The organism is Terribacillus jepli (assembly GCF_047228925.1).
Lineage (GTDB): Bacteria > Bacillota > Bacilli > Bacillales > Amphibacillaceae > Terribacillus.
On record NZ_JBFEGH010000007.1, the window covers coordinates 88,526 to 107,320 of the forward strand.

Sequence of the window (18,795 nt, forward strand, 5' to 3'; positions counted from 1 at the left end):
TTATACGCCCATGCCGAATGCCAGCAAGGATCGTATCCCCAAATACGTTACACCTAGGAACACAAGCAGCGTCGCATATGTCGCAATTCGCTGGGAACGAGGTGACACAGTGATGCCCCATGTAACCAGGAAGCTCCATAAGCCGTTCGCGAAATGGAACGTCGTGGAAATAACGCCGATCAAGTAGAACCAGAAAAAGAATGGCTGCGTTAGAATCGCTTCCATGAAATTAAAATCAATTGTTTCCTGCGTGAAGATTGTGGCAACGCGAGTTTGATAGACATGCCACGCAATGAATATCAGTGTCACGATACCGGTGATCCGCTGCAACAGGAACATCAAGTTCCGGAAATATCCGTATCTCCTTGTATTGTTCTTGCCTGTCAGTACGATGTACACACCGAGAATGGCATGATACAGGATCGGTATGTAGATGACTACCCATTCAAGCACGAACCGGAATGGCAGGTTATGCATGAAACTGGCAGCCGTATTGAAGCTGCCGCTTCCGTATGCAGCGAAGTGGTTGATCACCAAATGCTGGATAAGGAAGATTCCGATTGGAAGCACTCCCAACAACGAATGAAGCCTGCGGTAGAAAAACTCTCGATTCTCGTTCATACGTACCCCCTCAGTAGCTCTCTGAATTAACAGAATGATTGCGTTTTCATAACCGATTAAAAATAAAATCGTTGAAAACTAAATCCGTTATTAACAATATTATTGTATAACTATCAAATTTAGGCGTCAAGAAAACGCTTTAAAAAATTTACTAATCTATTTTTTTATTTATTATAACCCGCACGATTCACGACGAATCTTGTCAGTTTCGTAAACATTGTCAATTCAGCCAAAAGACATTGGCAGTTTACCTGGTTTTCGTGTTAAAGTGAATAAAGATACTTTGTAATTGCAACAAGGCGGGAAAGGAAGACATGCATGCAAAAGAAATTGCAACAATTCGACAAGGATTATATGGAACAGCTCATCACCCATGGAGCCGGCCATGATATATTGCGTTTTGTCAGTATACCAGACTTATTAGGTGAGGATGCATCCTCCATCCTTTATGTCATGGGCAAGAAACTGGCACGGCAAGTAAACCCGTCTTCGATGGAACATATCGAGGACTTTTTCATCCAAATGGGATGGGGGAACCTGAACCTTGTCAAACAGAAACGGCATGAAATGACATTTGAACTCTCTGGAGCACCAGTCGTACATAGATGGAAAGTCGGGCTCGGTCAGGAATACCGCATGGAGGCAGGTTTCCTCGCTGCAAGCATCGAACAGATCAAGGAACTTGCTTGCGAATGTGTCGATGAGAATGTGCCGAAGAAGGAATATGTTCAATTCAATATTTATTTCGCAAAGGAAGATTAACAATGAGGCACCTACTTTAGCGGGTGCCTTTTTTGTTGCTGTTAAGTTACTCCAAGTGCGGCCTCTCATACAAGTGAAATCCTTGCCAGGAGAAGCTGATGATATGTATGAGGCATATTTCAGATATTTGTAATCCTCGTTCAAATCCTTCTTATTCAAAAGAAACTAGACCCTGTTTCCAAGGTCTAGTCCTGTTCTTCCTGGTCGCCTTCAGTTTCGGCAGGATTATTCAAATGATTCAAAATGACTTGTGCAGTCGGTGCCGGGATTCCCAATTTGGCAATCTCCTCCACAGAAGCCTCCTGGATTGCTGTCACGGATTTGAAGTGACGCATGAGCAATCGTCTGCGTTTCTCTCCCACACCTGGGATATCATCCAATTTTGATTTGATTGCGCTTTTTCCGCGCAGCTGTCGGTGGAAGCTGATTGCAAAGCGGTGGACTTCATCCTGTATACGCTGCACCAGGTAAAAATCCTGGGCGTTTCGATCGAAATCGACTATTTCCGGCGGTGTGCCATACAGCAATTCGCTGGTTCTGTGCTTGTCGTCTTTGGCTAGACCGCAAACCGGTACATCCAGTCCCAATTCGTCTTCCAGCACTTCAATGGCAGCACTCATCTGCCCTTTCCCACCATCGATGACAATCAAATCAGGCAGCGGCAGATTATCCTGCAGCACCCGCTTATAACGTCTGCGAATGACTTCTCGCATTGTATCATAGTCATCAGGCCCTTTTACATCACGTATCTTGTACTTGCGATACTCTTTCTTGTCCGGACGGCCGTCAGTGAAGACGATCATCGCCGAAACCGGATCGGTACCTTGGATGTTGGAGTTATCAAAAGCTTCGATGCGGTGTGGTGTTGCAATATTGAGCTTTTCTCCAAGCGATTCGACCGCTTTGATCGTGCGATCTTCATCTCGCTCTATAAGTGAGAATTTCTCTTTTATTGCGATTTTTGCATTCTTTCCGGCAAGCTCCACCAGCTCTTTCTTCCGGCCGCGATATGGAATCGATACATCCGTTTCCAAAAGCTGCTGCAAACCTTCGACATTTGTACCAATCGGCACCAGTACTTGCTTTGGCAGCAAATGGTTTTGATGCAGGTAAAAGCTCCCGACAAATGTGAGGAATGTTTCTTCCGGTTCATCGAAGAATGGGAACATACTCACATCACGTTCGATGAGTTTTCCTTGGCGAATGAAAAATACTTGCACACACATCCAGCCTTTGTCGTAGGCAAATCCGAATACATCACGATCTGTCTGATCCGTCAATGTCATCTTCTGCTGCTCCATGACAGATTCGATATGCTGGATTTGATCGCGTAGTTCCTTGGCCCGTTCGAAATCGAGCTCTTCGGCTGCTTCCTGCATCTTCTGCTGCAGATCTTTCTTGATCTGGTGGTGTCCGCCGTTTAGGAAGGTTGTAATATTCTGCACGATGTTTCGGTTTGTTTCCTGCGAAACAGGATACACACAAGGTCCTAGGCATTGGTGCATGTGGTAATACAAGCAGACCCGATCCGGCATCGTATTGCATTTACGCAGCGGATACAGTCTGTCCAGCAGTTTCTTCGTTTCCCGTGCCGCGATGACGTTCGGATACGGTCCGAAGTATTTGCCTTTATCTTTTTTCACTTTTCGTGTCACCAGCAAGCGCGGCTGTTCTTCTGCTGTGATTTTTAAATAGGGATATGTTTTATCATCCTTCAGGAGGATGTTGTATTTCGGATCATATTTTTTGATTAGATTCATTTCAAGGATGAGTGCTTCGATTTCGGAGGAGGTGACAATGTATTCGAAATCCACGATCTCCGCGACGAGCCGTTGGGTCTTGCGGTCATGCGCCCCGGTGAAATAGGACCTGACCCGGTTGCGCAGGAGCTTGGACTTTCCTACATAAATGACCGTCCCATTTTTATCCTTCATCAAATAACAGCCAGGCTGCGGCGGCAGAACAGCGAGTTTATCAGTGATCGTCTTGTTCATTCGCTTTCCCCTTTTTACAGTGCTTTACATAAAGGAACCCTTGCTACAAAAATGTAACAAGGGATCTCAATTCTATCGCTTACGCGTGTTTGTTAACAAGCTCCACAAGTGCTTCTTTCGGCTGGTAACCGATCACTTGATCGACAACTTCGCCATCTTTGAATAGAAGCAATGTCGGGATGCTCATTACGCCGAATTTACCGGCAGTTGCTTGGTTTTCATCAACGTCAAGTTTTACGATTTTAACTTTATCGCTCATTTCGCCGTCGATTTCTTCCAATACAGGTGCGATCATTTTACAAGGTCCGCACCAAGTTGCCCAAAAGTCAGCAAGGACTAGTCCTTGGCTAGTTTCTGTATTAAAGTTTGAATCCGTAGCATTTACAATTGCCATATTACATTCCTCCTAAATAAAAGCTTTCATCGAGTATAGCACTGCTGCAGTCCGGAACGCTACTAGTTTGCTTAGAAGCGTCCATTCCTAAACATCGCACTAAATACTTGCTCCTATAACATAAGATAATCCTACTGAAATAACAAGCGAAATAAATCCGACGGCCCTATTATCATTGGCGATCTCTGTATCGATTTTGTAAGTCGGTGTCAGGAACTCAAAGATGAAGTAACCGATCAAAAGCATCACAAAACCGATCGAGCTCCACATGATACTCTGTAGGATGCCATCATTATGTTCATAAGAGAAGCGCAGTACATTTGCAACACCGAACATTTTACCGCCTGTTGCCATCGCAACGGACAGATTGCCACGACGGATTTCTTCCCAGTTCTTATAGGAAGTCACCAGCTCAAAAATAGCCATGAACACGATGATGCTCAGCACCGCTACGCTGTAACGCGCAGCTGTCAAGACAATCGTATTTTCCCAAAAAGACTCCATTACCCGAATTCCCCCGCTCATTACTGAAATTCAAGCACGGTTACACCTGTTCCACCTTCATTCATGCCGCCGGATCGATAGTTCTTCACAGAACGGTGACGCTTGGCGAATTCCTGCACCCCTGTCCGTAATGCACCCGTTCCTTTACCATGGATGATCGATACTTGCGGATATCCTGCCAGCAGCGCATCATCCACATATTTCTCGACGCGGCGCAGTGCATCTTCATAGCGTTCCCCACGTAAATCCAGCTCTGTGCTTACATGATAGGCGGAACCTTTGACCGTTGCAACCGGCTTTTCTTTTAATACGTCCTTTCTCTTTACGAATTCGATGTCTTTTCGTTTCGCTTTTATTTTCATTATTCCAATTTGGAGCAAATATTCTTTGTCGCTGACTTTCTCGACAACGGTTCCTTTTTGTCCCAATGTCAGCAGGAGGACTTCATCGCCAGGCATGAGCTGTTTGGATTCCTTCGTTTGCGGAGCTGCTTTTGCCCCTTTTTTGGCAAGCTCCGGTGAAGCATCTTCCAACCGTTTGCGTGCTTCGATGATTTCATGCTCTTTGACGCTCGCTTGATTTTTCATCGTACGGAGGGAAGCAACGATTTCTTCTGCTTCTTCCCTTGCTCGTTCGACAGCTTTGGCTGCTTTTTCTTCCGCTTTCTGGTACAAGCGCTCACGTTTGGCATCGAATTCCTGCCACTGCTTCTCCAAGTCGCGTTTCAAAGCCTCTGCTTCTTCCAGCTGCGTGCGGGCCGTGTCATAATCATGCTCTGCCTGTCTGCGGGACGTTTCCAAGCTAGCAATCATATTTTCGACACTCTTCGAATCGGTCCCGATCAATTCCTTGGCACTATCGATGATCGATTCCTTCAAGCCAAGTCGACGGGAAATCTCGAATGCATTACTGCGGCCTGGAACACCGATCAGCAAGCGATAGGTCGGCTTTAGTGTTTCCACATTAAACTCTACACTTGCGTTGACGACACGATCTCTGTTATAGCCGTATGCTTTCAGCTCTGGATAATGGGTCGTTGCAACGATAGTCGCTCCGCGCTTGATCGTTTCATCAAGGATGCTCATCGCGAGTGCTGCACCTTCCTGCGGATCCGTCCCAGCTCCAAGTTCATCAAATAGCACGAGCGATTGATGATCGACTTGCTGGAGGATATCGACAATGTTGACCATATGCGAGCTAAAGGTACTCAAACTCTGCTCGATGGACTGTTCATCGCCGATATCGGCGAATACTTCCGTGAAAACGGCCATTTCCCCGCCATCCAGCGCTGGAACTTGAAGACCAGATTGGGCCATCAGTGTAAACAGACCGATTGTTTTGATCGTAACGGTTTTACCACCTGTATTAGGACCTGTGATGACGATTGTCGAATAATCCTCCCCAAGGTCGATATCATTCGCCACTACCTGTTCCGGATCAATAAGCGGATGTCTAGCCTGCTTCAAATGAATGATGCCTTTGTCGTTCATTTTTGGCATCGAACAGCGCATAGCTGCACCTAGTTTCGCACGTGCCGAGATGAAATCAATCTGTCCAAGAATCTCGATATTAGCCAGCAGGATTGCTTCATCTTCCGCAACTCGCATACTGATTTCCTTCAGGATCCGTTCGATTTCCGCCTTTTCCTGCGCTCTTGCTTCCTGCAGCTGGTTGTTCAAATCAACGACAGCCTGAGGCTCCATGAACAAGGTTTGCCCCGAAGAAGACTGATCATGGACGATACCGCCGATTGCCCCTCGGTATTCCTGTTTGACCGGAAGCACATAGCGGTCATTGCGTATGGTAATGATGGAATCTGACAGCATCTTGCTTTTGGAACGAGTATATGACTCCAGTTTTTCTCGTACCCGGCTTTCGTTGGTACGGATACGGGAACGGATGCCGCGGAGGCGTTCAGACGCACCATCCATGACCCGTCCATGATCATCGATTGCATTCTTGATATGACGCTCCAAATCACTCAGCGAAACAAGCTGGTCCACGAGACTGCGGATGATTGGCAGCTCCGGTTCTTCCAGTTCTTCAATGAAATGCTTCAGGTTCTTCCCGCCATAAATCGTACTTGCAATATCCAGACATTCATTGGCATTCAAGATACCACCGATGACGGCCCGCTTGACACTTGCATGGATATCATAAATGCCTCCAAGCGGTATACCGCCGCGAAGCCGGACAATGGAGGCAGCTTCGTCAGTTTCCGCCTGCAGCTGTTCCACTGTTTCGAGCTCCGTTGCCGGCTGTATTCGCATGGCTCTTTTTTTACCGAGTGACGATGCCGCCTGTTCACTCAGCTTTTGTATGATTTTATCGAATTCCAACACACGGAATATTCGTTTATTCATGATTTCCCCCCACTTTTTTAGCTGTTATTTGCGCTGAAAAAGCTCCATCAACTGACTCGTAGACCAAGTATTGATGACAGTCTCCGGTTTCAGCCAGCCTTTACGTGCCATCGCGACACCTACTTCCATGAATGACAGGGTAGCATAGCTATGGGCATCGGTATTGACAGCAATCTTTACGCCAAGCTCCTGGGCCTTTTTCAAATAAGTCCACGATAAATCCAGACGGTTCGGATTGGCATTCAGTTCGATGACTGTCCCTGTCTCAGCTGCCTTTTCAATGAGCCATTCCGGATCGGCTGCATAGCCGGCCCTTCTGCCGATCAAACGGCCGGTCGGATGGGCGATGACATTGACATTCGGGTGCTCGAGTGCTGCTGTCAAACGCGCTTTGATTTGATCTGATGATTGCGAGAAACTGGAATGGATCGCTCCGATGACATAATCCATCTCTTGGAGGAAGTCATCATCAAAATCCAAACGAGCATCCGGCAGGATATCCATCTCGACACCTGCGAATATATGAAAATCAGGATATAGTGCATTCACCCGTTCAATTTCTTCCCGTTGTTTCCGCAGCCGCTTTTCATCCAATCCATTGGCCACTTTCAGATATTTGGAGTGGTCCGTGATGGCAATATAGGAATAACCGAGCTCCATCGCTTGTTTGGCCATCTGTTCGATTGATTGGGCACCGTCACTCCAAGTTGAGTGCATATGCAAATCGCCTTGGATATCCGACAGCTGAACAAGGGGCATTTCCTGCTTGAAGCCATCCAGTTCACCCTGTGCTTCCCTTACTTCCGGCGGAATGAAAGACAAGCCGAAGTGTCTGAAAAATTCCTTTTCGGATTCAAAAGTTATCAATTCCCCTGTTTCCACATTCTCCACACCATATTCGCTGATACGCTCGCCGCGTTTTTTCGCCAGCTGACGCAAGGCAACATTGTGGTCTGCAGAACCGGTGAAATGGTGCAGCGTCGTTGCGAAGGCCGCTGGTTCGATCAATCGGAAATCTACGTTGATATCATAACCTTCTTCCAATGTGACGGATACTTTTGTGTCGCCTTTGGCTATCACTTCTTTCAAGTTATCGATTGTTAGCAGCTGCTCCTGTACGCTTTGTGGATCATTGGTTGCAATGATAAAGTCCAAATCCTTTACCGTTTCCTGCATCCGGCGCAGACTGCCTGCCCGTGCAAACTGTTCGATACCCTCCAATGTATCCAGGAAAGTCTCAATTCTTTCTGCAAGCGGCAGCATCATCGCAATCGGGATACGTTCTGGTCTGGATCCGACATTGGACAGGCCATCGAGGATCTTTTCAGCCGATTTCTTTCCGAATCCGCTTAACGATGCGACTTTCCCTGATTCAACTGCTTCTTTCAAGGTAGTCGCATCCACCACACCGAGCTCCTGATACAACTTGGCAAGCTTTTTCCCACCAAGACCAGGCAAATCAAGCAGCGGTACCAATCCTTCCGGTACATCTTCCTGCAGTTGACGCAATGTATCGGATTCTTCATTTTGAATATATTCTTCGATGACCGCTGCAGTGCCCTTACCTATTCCGTTCAACGATGTGAAATCCTCTATCTCATCAATTGATTGGTCATTGGCTTCCAAAGCAGCCGCAGCCTTCCGGTAAGCCGACACCTTGAATGTATTTTCCCCTTTTAGCTCAAGATAAATTGCAATTGTCTCAAGCAATTTTACGACATCTTTTTTATTGATTGCCATTATCCTCATCCTTCCAAAAACAAGGTAGAAAACCCTTGCGCACGATGCCGCAAGGGTTAACATTTCATCCCATCAGTTCAGTGGGTAATTTATTTGCAACATGGTTCAGCCACAGTTCCTTGATCTCACCTGAAATATATGGTGTATGCTCCACAATCCATGCCGCCAGTATCGACCTGTCCAGCGCTTCCTGCACCGGCGTGATCGGCAGCAATACCGATAGATATAGGATCACGAATGCGAGCAGATAGATTTCAATGAATCCGAGTGCACCGCCGAGGAGCTTATTGACAGATCGCAGGATCGGCAAATCCGCTATGAAATCCAGCATCGATCCGATGATGTGCAATATGATTTTCGTCGCAAAGAAAAGAATAGCGAACGCGATTGCATTGTAGAAAACCTGATCCAGCGGTACGGCGCCGAATATGTCAGACCAAGCGCTGTCGGATGATACATCCGGATAAGGTATCCATAGTTCAAGCTTGGGTGCAAGCTGGTCATAATAAATAGCTGCGACAATGAATGACACGATAAAACTTGCTAAGTGAAACAGCTGCATGATGAAACCGCGCTTCAAGCCGACGAGTACGCCGAACAGGAGCATGGCGATGATAAGTAAATCAATCATTATCCTTTCTTGCCTCTTTCCTTGTGATAGAGCCTAGCAATTGTGCATACTCTTCTTTCAGTTTCAAATAATCATTTGTTGTATTGACAGCCGTCAAAACGGCCAGTTTCGCAGTATCAAGATTCGGATTCGCTTCATGGATCTCCGACATCTTCTGATCGACAAGGCTCGCCACCATCCGCACGCGATGGGCTGGCTCCTGTCCGACAATTGTATAGGAGCGGTTATGTATCTCCACCGTTACACGTGTTTTATCAGATTGGGACACGTTCTCCCCCCTCACTTCTCTTATAATACTAGTCTTAATAGTAACATGAAGGTGTCGATTTAGGAAACTATTCTGTATAGACGGATGGCATGCTATACTAATTGTCAGATTGGAGAGATGAACGTGGGACAAATCGTATTGCAATTGCCGCTGGATACGATCCAGCAGATGAAAAAAACATACAGCAGCACAGAAAAGGCAGCGCCGCCGGGAGCAGTCTTTTCTGCGAAGACACCAAGCTGCGCCATCACTGCATATAAATCCGGAAAGGTCCTTTTCCAAGGGAAAGCGCCCGAAAAGGAGGCAGATAAATGGGGAAGTGCATCAGCAGCCTCAGAAAAAAACACAAGCTCGAAACCGAGCGTCAATGACCACAGTTATGCACCTTCTCCTTCATTATTCACCGCTTCCCATATCGGCTCGGATGAAGCAGGCACCGGTGACTTCTTCGGTCCGATCACGGTAGCGAGTGTGTATGTAGACCAAAGCCAGTTCGCTCTTTTGAAAGAGCTGGGCGTTAAAGACTCCAAGCTTTTAAAAGATGATGCGATCCAGCGCATTGCCAAGGATCTGATGCATGTGGAGCTTCCTTATTCTCTGCTTGTGATGCGCAACGAAAAATACAATCAGCTCCAGCAGCGCGGCTGGTCGCAGGGAAAAATGAAAACGATGCTTCACCATCACGCCATCCAGAAGCTGCTTGCAAAAATTGCGCCGACACAGCCGGAAGGAATACTGATTGACCAGTTCCAGCTGCCGGCAACCTATATCAAACACCTTGCGTCTGAAGGCGAAAAACTGCAACCGCGCGTGAGCTTCATGACAAAAGCGGAAAGTCATTCGCTTGCAGTAGCTGCTGGGTCGATCATCTCCCGGGCAAGCTTTTTGAAAGAAATGGATAAACTGTCCAAACAAGCAGGTTTCACGATACCGAAAGGCGCCGGTGCAGCAGTCGATCAAGCAGCAGGACGCCTGATCCGGACACATGGGCGCCAAGCATTGCCAGTGTTCACGAAGATGCATTTCGCCAATAGCGCCAAAGCCCAGAAATACGTCTAACGCCCATATCCGCGGCGACTGTTGGATTTCCTGATCCGCACAAGCCTGCCAGCAGGTTGCTTGCGGATCCATTTGATGTATTTGGATTTTTCATCCGTCCGAAGCTTTTCGATCGACCCAAGTCGAGATGCAAGCTCTTCATTCGTATACAAAGCGTGGATTTGCTTAGACATGGAAAACATATCAATAGCTGTATCCAGAAATGTGCCGCCCATTTCCTTCGGGATCAGATGATGCTCTGTCAAGGTGACCTCGCCCCTTCCGCAGAGCTCGCATCTGCTTGTTTGCTGTCTGTCCATCTATTCCTCCCGCTTTTCACCAGTATAGACAGGAATGCTGCCTTTTAACGTTATAATTCCCGATAATAGCGCAGCGACACTTGTGTTTCCCCAGTATCCATTTCATTTGTTTTCTGTTCTAGGAAGATAAAACCCCTTGCTTCATAAAAAGGTATTGCCAGTTGGTTTCCTTCTTGAACAGATACCCACTGCGTCCGTGCGCCTTGTTTCTTTTGATCTTGCGTCAATGCCTCGAGCAGCAGTGTTCCTGTACCTTGGTAACGTGATTTTTCCTCTACATACAGCACAAAAACCGCACCAGTTTCAGGCGCTGTCACTCCGCCACCGATAACACCGACTACAGTTTCCCCAGCCATTGCAACATAACCATACCCTCCGGTATCTATGTCTTCCTTAACACGCTCAAGATTATACCAGTGCCCCACAGTTCTATTCTGCGCTTCTTCACTAAGCTTTCCTTCCACTGTCTGCCTCCACCCTTTGGCACAAATACGTGCTATCGCTGCTGCATGAGCTGTTTCGGCTTTCTTAATTTCCATTCTTTTTCCCCCATTGTGTTTTCTTTCGGTTACAGGTTATCATATAGAGAATAATCATAAAAATAAGTAAATAAAGAAAGGGGACGGATGGGTGGACAAAGCTCATATAGAATCTATCTTATTTCATGCTTGGTCGATAAAAACAAGCTCCAAATGGACACATTCTAACCCGGCTAAAGGCCAATGCAGTGTCACTGCCCTCGTGATACAGGATTTGTTCGATGGTGAAATTGTCAAAACTGCCGCACCGGAAGGATGGCATTTTTATAACATCATAGAAGGAGAAAGACTCGATTTCACCGCATCGCAATTTAAAGAAGCACTCCTTTATGAAGATCTTCCTTCCAGCCGAAAAGAAGCCTTAACTGATACGAGTGCGAAGCAATATGAAGAGCTCCGGATGCGAGTGCTTCTATCATTGGATTCGTCTATTTTACTGTCATAAAATCACGGATGAAGGGGATATGCTCCTTAAACAGCTCTTTAGGTAAAGCTTGCCGGGAGAAAAATGCATTATCGGCTGATTCCGCATTGGACTTGATCAGTTCTCCAGTGAACTCCCTGCAGCTATACAGCACTTGCACAAGCGCCGCTTGATCACCATTGGCAAACGTCTTATCGTATTCAGGCCCGGAATATATATGGAACAGGTCAAGATTACCAAGATGGAGACCCGTTTCTTCATAGACTTCCCGCCGGGCTGTATCTGCCGTACCTTCTCCCATTTCCATAAAGCCCCCTGGCAGCCCCCACTCATCGGTATCCCTTCTTTTTTGCAGCAATAGTTCTCCCGCTTCATTCAGAACGAATGCTGCCGCTACCACCATAATCACTTTTTTACGCCCGACCATATTGCGCAAGTATGTAATATAATCCATATACATTCCTCCTATGAAAAAGGATAGCTGGAATCTTCTAGATCCAGCTATCCTTTTTCCTCTTTAACTTCTTAATTCTGCACCATGCTTTTCTTGCACAGCCTCAATGATGCTGTTATAAGATGCTTCCACTTCTTCGTCTGTCAGCGTACGAGTCGGATCCTGGTAAAGCACGGTGAAGGCAATCGATTTCTTGCCTGCTTCCATGTGCTCTCCTTGATAGACATCGAAAATCTGTACCTGCTGGACTAGATTTCCGCCAGCTTCACGAATTGTACGCTGAATGTCACCTGCGTGTGCTGCTTCATCCACTACAAGTGCAATATCCCTTGTAACGGAAGGATGACGCGGAATCGTGCGGAAGCTTGGTACTTCCTCGTATTGATCGATCAAATAGGCGATGTCCAAATCGAATGCATATGTTTCTTTCAGATCAAATGCTTTTTGAACTGTCGGATGCAGCTGACCTACTACGCCGACAACTGTGCCATCAAGGGAAACTGTTGCCGTACGGCCTGGATGGTAGCCATCGACTTGTGCCTGCTGGAATACAGGTTCAAGATCAAGCTGGGCAAAGATTCCCTCTACGATTCCTTTAGCCACATAGAAGTCGACAGGCTTTTTCTCTTGCTGCCATGGCTGCTCCATCCAAGTACCAGTCAATGCACCAGCAAGACGCGCTGTTTCGTTCGGCTGCTCGGTTATCTCTTCTTCTTTGGAAAGGAAAACACGGCCGAATTCGAAGTAGCCCAAGTTCTCTTGCTTACGCGCAACGTTGTAGGACAGCGTATCCACAAGCTCTGGAATGATGCTGAGGCGCAAATGACTATGTTCTTCACTCATCGGCATCTTCAAAGCGACTGCATGCGCTTCTTGCTCCTTCACATCAGGACTCACAAGCATTTCTGTACGCGCTTTGCTTGTCAATGAGTAAGTGATTGTTTCCATCAAACCGGCACCTTGCAAGTACTGCTTCAGCTGGCGTTTCAAGTATTGCTTCGTCGTCAGTTTACCAGCGAAGGCTTCTCCTTCTGGCAATGTGTATGGGATATTATCGTAACCGTAAATACGTGCGATTTCCTCCAGCATGTCTTCGAACAAGCTGATGTCACCGCGTCTAGTTGGTACAGAGACAATGAACTCGCTGTTATCCTGTTCAAAGCCGAATTGCAGTCTGGTCAGGATGGACGCAATGTCATCATCGGAGATTGTTGTGCCCAGACGGTTATTGACACTGGCAGTATCGATCTTGACTTTCTTTTCCTTACGATCAAGTTCGTCGAATTCCACAACTCCTTGTGCAATCTTACCGCCGGCATACTCATTAAGAAGACGTGCTGCATAGGATCCAGCTCGTTTCACGCGATTTGGATCGATACCTTTTTCATAACGTGCGCTTGCTTCACTGCGCAAGTTATGATGCTTGCTGGAACGGCGGATAGCACGGGCATCGAAGTATGCTGCTTCCAGCAATACCGTCTTCGTATCATCGGAAACCTCGGAATTGGCTCCACCCATGACACCTGCAAGTGCGATTGGCTCAGTACCGTTTGTGATGACAATCTCATCGCCTTTCAGTGTCCGCTCTTGATCATCCAATGTCCGGATTGTTTCGCCGTCTTTAGCAGTCCGTACGACAATTTCCTTTGTTGCTACTTTGTCATAGTCGAATGCATGCAATGGCTGTCCGTAAACAAGCAGTACATAGTTCGTAATGTCGACTACGTTATTGATCGGGCGGATGCCTGCTGCCATCAAGTAATTGCGCATCCAAAGCGGTGATGGGGCAATGGTAACGTCTTCGATGACGAACGCACCGTAATACGGGTTCAGTTCCCTGTCTTCCACTTTCACTTGTACAAGATCAGCAGCTTGGCTGTCGCTTGTCTGATAACTTTCTTCGGGCTGTTTGACTTCCTTGTCAAGGATAGCTGCCACTTCATAGGCAACACCTAGCATGCTCATTGCATCCGCGCGATTCGGTGTCAAACCAAGTTCCAAGATGACATCATCCAAGTTCAGCAATTCTGCTACTGGTGTACCCACTTCCGTCTCCTCTGGGAAGACGAAGATTCCTTCTGCGAATTCCTTCGGTACGAATTTTTCATCGATGCCAAGCTCCTGCAGTGAGCAAACCATACCGTGCGATTCCACTCCGCGCAGTTTTGCTTTCTTGATTTTTACGCCGCCTGGAAGACGTGCTCCGGGCAGTGCGGCTGCGATCTTTTGCCCTTGGGCGATATTCGGCGCACCGCAAATGATTTGATAAGTTCCTGTGCCAACATTGATTTGGCAAAGATTCAATTTGTCTGCATTCGGATGCTGTTCACAGCTCTCCACATACCCGACAACCACATTCGTGCTTTCCGGTGCCACGCGCTCGATACTTTCCACTTCGATACCGGAGCGCGTGATTTTTTCAGCCAGATCCTCCGGTGAAATATTATCTATGTCTACATATTGCTTTAACCAATTCAAAGATACATACATATTTTTACCTCCCGTTATGCCTTATGGTATTGCGATAGGAATCGTACATCATTCGTATAGAAGTGACGGATATCATCGACACCGTACTTTAGCATCGCGATACGCTCAACACCCATACCGAATGCAAAGCCGGAGTATTCTTTCGGATCATAGCCGCTCATACGAAGGACGTTGGAATGCACCATGCCGGCACCAAGGATTTCGATCCAGCCAGTATGCTTACATACATTACATCCTTTTCCGTCACAAACCTTACATGTCACGTCGACCTCAACTGATGGCTCGGTGAACGGGAAGAAGCTTGGACGCAGGCGGATTTCCCGGTCAGATCCAAACAGTTTGCGGGAGAATTCCAGCAAGACACCTTTCAGGTCACTCATGCGGACATGCTTATCGACCAGCAGACCTTCGATTTGCGTGAACTGATGGGAATGTGTCGCATCGTCTGTATCACGGCGGTACACGATGCCTGGGCAAATCATTTTGATTGCTTTGTTGCCATCGTATTCACGCATCGTACGAGCTTGTACAGGGGAAGTCTGTGTGCGCAGGAGCAAGTGATCGGTAATATAGAAGCTATCCTGCATATCACGCGCCGGATGATCCTGCGGCAAGTTCAACGCTTCAAAGTTGAAGTAATCCGTTTCCACTTCCGGTCCTTCCTTGATTTCAAATCCCATGCCAAGGAAAAGATCTTCTACTTCTTCAATGATGCTGGTCAATAGATGCGGTCCGCCAGTTTTGACAGGCCGCCCTGGCAAAGTCACGTCGATTGCCTCTTTTTGCAGCTGTTCATTCAGTGCTGCTTCTTCCAATAGATTCTTCTTGTTATCCAATGCTGTTGCAATTGCTTCACGGACTTTATTTGCCAATTCACCGATTACCGGACGTTCTTCCGGAGAAAGTTTCCCCATTCCGCGAAGTACTTCAGTGATCGGACCTTTCTTTCCTAAGTACGCGACACGCACATCCTGCAAACTCTGCAGATTATCTGCTTGCTGTACTTTTTCGATGGCTTCTGCCTGCAATGCTTCGAGTTTTTCTCTCATGCTTTTGCCTCCTATGATTTTTGAGCATAAAAAAAGCCCCTCCCTCTAAAAAGGGACGAGCTTTCATTCGCGGTACCACCCTTGTTGGTATACATGTATACCCAACTTGAAGCTTGATAACGGATCTAGCAATCCGGAAACACCTTTACTTGCCATAAGACAAGGTCCCGGTGCCTGCTCCAGAGTGAAGGTTCATCCGCTGCCGCTAGCGGCATGCTCTCAGTCTGTGGCATGCCTTCCTGTTGCTTGCGATCCGCAGGGATTACTGACTCTTTCCACGCATCTCAATATGAATCTTGTTTCATTATAGAAAATCCCGGGACATCTTGCAACCTTCTTTTACCTATTAACCGTATGATACAGCAGGATGCCAGTCGCAATACTCACATTCAGGGATTCCGCCTTCCCGAAAATCGGAATCTTCACTGCCATATCGCTTTGGGCAATCAATCGTTTGTCGATGCCAGCACCTTCATTCCCGACAAGCAAGGCTGTTTTGTCCGGAGCTGTCAAATCGCGGTAATCGACTGCTCCTTCCAAAGCAGCAGCCCACACTGTATAGCCGTTTTCTTGGAGCTCAGGTAATAATAAGGCCAAATCGGCAGTCAATACAGGCAAATGGAAGATCGACCCTTGTGTGGCACGGATCACCTTGTCATTATACCGATCAGCGGAGCCTTCCCCTACATAGACAGCATCATAACCTGCTGCATCCGCAGTGCGGATGATCGTCCCTAAATTACCAGGATCCTGAACTGCATCAAGCAGCAAAATACGATTATGCCGTTTTAATTTCTTATCCTGCATCTGTAGGACAGCTGCAATTCCTTGCGGTGTCTCTGTCTCCGTGATGGATTTGAAAACATGGTCCGATACGCGGATCGGTTCCAGATCCTGCGCCCATTCCGGCAGCTCCGTCTCTTCCCGCAAAATGAACTGGTCGATCGTCCAGCCAGATTTGATTGCTTCCTCTACAAGATGGAAGCCTTCTATGATGAAGGTATTCGTTTTTGTCCGTTCTTTTTTTCGTTTTAATTTCTGCCATTGTTTTACCTGGGCATTTTGAGTTGATGTGATCAACGCACGTTCACTTCCTCTATCTTGACATATCCTCTATCATACATAGTTTTACAAGCAGCGGTCAAACTATAAAAAAGTGGAGGAGGTGCTCATGCATGGATATAAATATTCGCAGTGCCATCTATGCCAATATCAAGGACAATAATGAAGAACAGCTGGAAGCTACGATTGCGGATTCCATTGACGGAAGAGAAGTTCTTCTTCCCGGTCTAGGCGTACTATTCGAGCTGATTTGGAAAAACGCCAGTGACCAGGAAAAGCAGGAAATGGTCGATGCACTAGCCAAGGGTGTCCAAGCCCAGGCGTAAAATGCATGAAATAGGTCTTGTCTCCCAGGTACGTTTGAGCTACAATTGGATTAACAATATGTGACAGGAGATATGTTTTTTGGATACGTCTTATCTGCTTTCCACACTTAGTCCAACAATGCTCGCTACCTACCAACAAAGAGCAGCCCTATCATCATCCGTAAATTCAAGCCAATCCTTCAGCGACCTGCTCATGCAGTCGATGAATACTAGTTCTCCGGTTCGATTGAACCCCTATGTAACAATGAGCACAATGACGCAAACACAAAGCGTACCAGCTGCGCCATCCGTTACGGAGAATGCTGCCGAGAGTTCCGGCAATAAGAAGATTGATGCAATCATATCCGAGGCAGCCGAAAGATACGGAGTCGATGAAAAGCTCATCCGCTCTGTCATCCAAGCGGAATCGAATTTCAATCCACTGGCTAAAAGCGGTGCAGGTGCACAGGGCTTGATGCAGCTGATGCCCGCCACAGCAGCTGGACTCGGTGTGACGAACAGCTTCGATCCGGAACAGAACGTGATGGCGGGTACAAAATACCTGAAACAGATGCTTGACCGCTATGATGGCAATACAAGCCTTGCTTTGGCTGCATATAATGCAGGACCAGGCAACGTCGATAAATATAATGGCATCCCGCCATTTACCGAAACGACGAAATATGTCAGCAAAATCATGGGCAGTTACCTAGCATAAAACCAGCTTCCATTCGGAAGCTGGTTTTTTCCTTAGTTATAAGTGATTTCTTCGACTGTATCTTTATCCAGTTTGCGGATGACAGCGGTCAATAGTTTCACGGTGTTATCATAATCATCTTCATGCAGCATAGCCGCATGAGTGTGAATATAGCGAGTCGGGATACCGATCGTTATACTCGGGACTCCAACACCTGTCAGATGGATGCTGCCTGCATCTGTCGCTCCGCCTTTGATGGTGTCGTATTGATATGGGATTTCCAGTTCTTCTGCTGTCTGGATGACCAAATCACGCAAACCCTTATGGGCAATATGGGCAGCATCGTACAATACGATCTGCGGTCCGCCGCCAAGCTTGCCGGTCGCTTCCCTGTCACTGATGCCAGGAGTATCCCCGGCAATGCCTGTATCAACAGCAAATGCAATATCTGGACCAATCTTATTGGCTGACGTTGTAGCGCCGCGTCGTCTGACTTCCTCCTGGACGGTAGCGACACCGTAAACCGTCGCCTCCTTGTCCTTGTTATGCAGGTTCTTCAGGATATCAATCGCCACTGCACAACCAATGCGATTATCCCAAGCTTTTGCCAAAAGCAATTTCTCGTTCTTCATCTTCGTGAATTCGAAATAAGGCACAACCGAATCCCCAGGGCGAACACCGAACGCTTCTGCTTCTTCCTTGCTGCTGGCTCCGATATCGATGAACATCTCCTCAACAGAAGCAGGTTTTTTCCGTTTTTCAAGCGGCAATAAGTGTGGCGGCTTGGAACCGATAATGCCGACCAGCTCACCATTTTTCGTATGGACGGTCACACGCTGTGCAAGCATCACCTGACTCCACCATCCGCCAAGCGTCTGGAAGTACAAAAAACCATTGTTATCGATACGCGTAACCATGAAGCCGATCTCATCAAGATGACCGGCAACCATCACTTTCGGCCCATCTGCTCTGCTGCCTTTTTGTGTCGCAATCAAACTGCCCAGATTATCCGTCGTTACCTCATCGGAAAATGGAGAGATGTATGCCCGCATCACCTTGCGGATACCTGCTTCATCGCCCGGAACTCCTGGTGCATCTGTCAAGCTTTTCAGCATCTTCAATTTATCATTCATTGTACCG

20 protein-coding genes are annotated in these 18,795 nt (G+C 47.1%); 5 read left to right on the top strand and 15 right to left on the bottom strand.

The genetic code is table 11. The features are described 5' to 3' along the window. Complete coding sequence (locus AB1K91_RS09745) at positions 1 to 621, bottom strand: succinate dehydrogenase cytochrome b558 subunit (RefSeq protein ID WP_413089620.1); 621 nt, start codon at positions 619 to 621, stop codon at positions 1 to 3. Positions 622 to 939: 318 nt separating this feature from the next. On the opposite strand from AB1K91_RS09745, the gene AB1K91_RS09750 reads away from it, so the two are divergent. Beyond that, positions 940 to 1,383 (top strand): YslB family protein, encoded by a 444-nt coding sequence (locus AB1K91_RS09750; RefSeq protein ID WP_093728237.1) that lies wholly within the window; start codon positions 940 to 942, stop codon positions 1,381 to 1,383. A 185-nt stretch (positions 1,384 to 1,568) separates the two neighbouring features. Here the strand turns inward: AB1K91_RS09750 and uvrC are convergent, their stop codons facing one another. The 7 genes from uvrC to zapA all read right to left on the bottom strand — a co-directional run bounded on the left by uvrC (position 1,569) and on the right by zapA (position 9,277). Then, positions 1,569 to 3,377, bottom strand: a complete 1,809-nt coding sequence (gene uvrC / locus AB1K91_RS09755) for an excinuclease ABC subunit UvrC (protein ID WP_413089622.1) — start codon at positions 3,375 to 3,377, stop codon at positions 1,569 to 1,571. A gap of 79 nt (positions 3,378 to 3,456) precedes the next feature. Further along, positions 3,457 to 3,771: a thioredoxin gene (trxA, locus tag AB1K91_RS09760; RefSeq protein ID WP_038562082.1), complete on the bottom strand. Its 315-nt coding sequence runs from the start codon at positions 3,769 to 3,771 to the stop codon at positions 3,457 to 3,459. 99 nt (positions 3,772 to 3,870) lie between these two features. Beyond that, complete coding sequence (locus tag AB1K91_RS09765) at positions 3,871 to 4,275, bottom strand: DUF350 domain-containing protein (RefSeq protein ID WP_413089625.1); 405 nt, start codon at positions 4,273 to 4,275, stop codon at positions 3,871 to 3,873. A gap of 20 nt (positions 4,276 to 4,295) precedes the next feature. Beyond that, positions 4,296 to 6,638 (bottom strand): endonuclease MutS2, encoded by a 2,343-nt coding sequence (locus tag AB1K91_RS09770; protein WP_413089626.1) that lies wholly within the window; start codon positions 6,636 to 6,638, stop codon positions 4,296 to 4,298. A 24-nt stretch (positions 6,639 to 6,662) separates the two neighbouring features. Beyond that, a complete protein-coding gene (gene polX, locus AB1K91_RS09775; protein WP_413089628.1) occupies positions 6,663 to 8,378 on the bottom strand; it encodes a DNA polymerase/3'-5' exonuclease PolX in 1,716 nt (571 codons plus the stop codon). Between the two features lie 64 nt (positions 8,379 to 8,442). After that, positions 8,443 to 9,009, bottom strand: a complete 567-nt coding sequence (locus tag AB1K91_RS09780; protein WP_413089629.1) for a CvpA family protein — start codon at positions 9,007 to 9,009, stop codon at positions 8,443 to 8,445. Next, positions 9,002 to 9,277, bottom strand: a complete 276-nt coding sequence (gene zapA / locus AB1K91_RS09785) for a cell division protein ZapA (RefSeq protein ID WP_093728230.1) — start codon at positions 9,275 to 9,277, stop codon at positions 9,002 to 9,004. Before zapA ends, AB1K91_RS09780 begins: the two co-directional genes overlap by 8 nt. Positions 9,278 to 9,394: 117 nt before the next feature. Between zapA and rnhC the strand changes: the two genes are divergently transcribed. Then, positions 9,395 to 10,336, top strand: a complete 942-nt coding sequence (gene rnhC, locus AB1K91_RS09790; RefSeq protein WP_413089630.1) for a ribonuclease HIII — start codon at positions 9,395 to 9,397, stop codon at positions 10,334 to 10,336. Here rnhC and hlpB read toward each other — a convergent pair. Together hlpB and AB1K91_RS09800 are read right to left on the bottom strand one after the other, a co-directional pair. Further along, positions 10,333 to 10,635, bottom strand: a complete 303-nt coding sequence (gene hlpB / locus AB1K91_RS09795) for an HNH nuclease-like protein HlpB (RefSeq protein ID WP_413089631.1) — start codon at positions 10,633 to 10,635, stop codon at positions 10,333 to 10,335. The two genes, rnhC and hlpB, sit on opposite strands and share 4 nt — an antisense overlap. 50 nt (positions 10,636 to 10,685) lie before the next feature. Further along, positions 10,686 to 11,174 (bottom strand): GNAT family N-acetyltransferase, encoded by a 489-nt coding sequence (locus tag AB1K91_RS09800; protein ID WP_413089632.1) that lies wholly within the window; start codon positions 11,172 to 11,174, stop codon positions 10,686 to 10,688. Between the two features lie 91 nt (positions 11,175 to 11,265). Here AB1K91_RS09800 and AB1K91_RS09805 point away from each other — a divergent pair, with 91 nt between their 5' ends. Then, positions 11,266 to 11,619: a YunG family protein gene (locus AB1K91_RS09805; protein ID WP_413089633.1), complete on the top strand. Its 354-nt coding sequence runs from the start codon at positions 11,266 to 11,268 to the stop codon at positions 11,617 to 11,619. Here the strand turns inward: AB1K91_RS09805 and AB1K91_RS09810 are convergent. The 4 genes from AB1K91_RS09810 to AB1K91_RS09825 all read right to left on the bottom strand — a co-directional run bounded on the left by AB1K91_RS09810 (position 11,603) and on the right by AB1K91_RS09825 (position 16,671). Next, positions 11,603 to 12,052 (bottom strand): NUDIX hydrolase, encoded by a 450-nt coding sequence (locus AB1K91_RS09810; RefSeq protein WP_413089634.1) that lies wholly within the window; start codon positions 12,050 to 12,052, stop codon positions 11,603 to 11,605. The genes AB1K91_RS09805 and AB1K91_RS09810 overlap by 17 nt on opposite strands. Before the next feature lie 63 nt (positions 12,053 to 12,115). After that, complete coding sequence (gene pheT / locus AB1K91_RS09815; RefSeq protein ID WP_413089636.1) at positions 12,116 to 14,542, bottom strand: phenylalanine--tRNA ligase subunit beta; 2,427 nt, start codon at positions 14,540 to 14,542, stop codon at positions 12,116 to 12,118. A gap of 14 nt (positions 14,543 to 14,556) precedes the next feature. Then, complete coding sequence (gene pheS, locus AB1K91_RS09820) at positions 14,557 to 15,591, bottom strand: phenylalanine--tRNA ligase subunit alpha (RefSeq protein WP_413089637.1); 1,035 nt, start codon at positions 15,589 to 15,591, stop codon at positions 14,557 to 14,559. A 339-nt stretch (positions 15,592 to 15,930) separates the two neighbouring features. Further along, positions 15,931 to 16,671: a TrmH family RNA methyltransferase gene (locus tag AB1K91_RS09825; protein ID WP_413089638.1), complete on the bottom strand. Its 741-nt coding sequence runs from the start codon at positions 16,669 to 16,671 to the stop codon at positions 15,931 to 15,933. Positions 16,672 to 16,766: 95 nt separating this feature from the next. On the opposite strand from AB1K91_RS09825, the gene sspI reads away from it, so the two are divergent. Together sspI and AB1K91_RS09835 are read left to right on the top strand one after the other, a co-directional pair. Then, positions 16,767 to 16,979 (top strand): small acid-soluble spore protein SspI, encoded by a 213-nt coding sequence (gene sspI, locus AB1K91_RS09830; RefSeq protein WP_413089639.1) that lies wholly within the window; start codon positions 16,767 to 16,769, stop codon positions 16,977 to 16,979. Positions 16,980 to 17,058: 79 nt separating this feature from the next. Continuing rightward, positions 17,059 to 17,676 (top strand): lytic transglycosylase domain-containing protein, encoded by a 618-nt coding sequence (locus AB1K91_RS09835; protein ID WP_413089640.1) that lies wholly within the window; start codon positions 17,059 to 17,061, stop codon positions 17,674 to 17,676. 32 nt (positions 17,677 to 17,708) lie between these two features. On the opposite strand, the gene AB1K91_RS09840 is transcribed toward AB1K91_RS09835, so the two are convergent. Beyond that, on the bottom strand, positions 17,709 to 18,788 hold the full coding sequence (locus AB1K91_RS09840) for a M42 family metallopeptidase (RefSeq protein ID WP_413089641.1): 1,080 nt from the start codon (positions 18,786 to 18,788) through the stop codon (positions 17,709 to 17,711). Positions 18,789 to 18,795 lie beyond the last annotated feature (7 nt).

Excerpts from the sequence above, each read along its gene's own strand:
- AB1K91_RS09780 (WP_413089629.1), bottom strand. The coding sequence starts at position 9,009 with ATGATTGATTTACTTATCATCGCCATGCTCCTGTTCGGCGTACTCGTC.
- sspI (WP_413089639.1), top strand. The coding sequence starts at position 16,767 with ATGGATATAAATATTCGCAGTGCCATCTATGCCAATATCAAGGACAAT.
- polX (WP_413089628.1), bottom strand. The coding sequence starts at position 8,378 with ATGGCAATCAATAAAAAAGATGTCGTAAAATTGCTTGAGACAATTGCA.
- AB1K91_RS09770 (WP_413089626.1), bottom strand. The coding sequence starts at position 6,638 with ATGAATAAACGAATATTCCGTGTGTTGGAATTCGATAAAATCATACAA.
- AB1K91_RS09750 (WP_093728237.1), top strand. The coding sequence starts at position 940 with ATGCAAAAGAAATTGCAACAATTCGACAAGGATTATATGGAACAGCTC.
- AB1K91_RS09810 (WP_413089634.1), bottom strand. The coding sequence starts at position 12,052 with ATGGATTATATTACATACTTGCGCAATATGGTCGGGCGTAAAAAAGTG.
- uvrC (WP_413089622.1), bottom strand. The coding sequence starts at position 3,377 with ATGAACAAGACGATCACTGATAAACTCGCTGTTCTGCCGCCGCAGCCT.
- rnhC (WP_413089630.1), top strand. The coding sequence starts at position 9,395 with ATGAACGTGGGACAAATCGTATTGCAATTGCCGCTGGATACGATCCAG.
- pheT (WP_413089636.1), bottom strand. The coding sequence starts at position 14,542 with ATGTATGTATCTTTGAATTGGTTAAAGCAATATGTAGACATAGATAAT.
- hlpB (WP_413089631.1), bottom strand. The coding sequence starts at position 10,635 with ATGGACAGACAGCAAACAAGCAGATGCGAGCTCTGCGGAAGGGGCGAG.
- AB1K91_RS09840 (WP_413089641.1), bottom strand. The coding sequence starts at position 18,788 with ATGAATGATAAATTGAAGATGCTGAAAAGCTTGACAGATGCACCAGGA.
- AB1K91_RS09800 (WP_413089632.1), bottom strand. The coding sequence starts at position 11,174 with ATGGAAATTAAGAAAGCCGAAACAGCTCATGCAGCAGCGATAGCACGT.
- AB1K91_RS09745 (WP_413089620.1), bottom strand. The coding sequence starts at position 621 with ATGAACGAGAATCGAGAGTTTTTCTACCGCAGGCTTCATTCGTTGTTG.
- trxA (WP_038562082.1), bottom strand. The coding sequence starts at position 3,771 with ATGGCAATTGTAAATGCTACGGATTCAAACTTTAATACAGAAACTAGC.
- pheS (WP_413089637.1), bottom strand. The coding sequence starts at position 15,591 with ATGAGAGAAAAACTCGAAGCATTGCAGGCAGAAGCCATCGAAAAAGTA.
- AB1K91_RS09765 (WP_413089625.1), bottom strand. The coding sequence starts at position 4,275 with ATGGAGTCTTTTTGGGAAAATACGATTGTCTTGACAGCTGCGCGTTAC.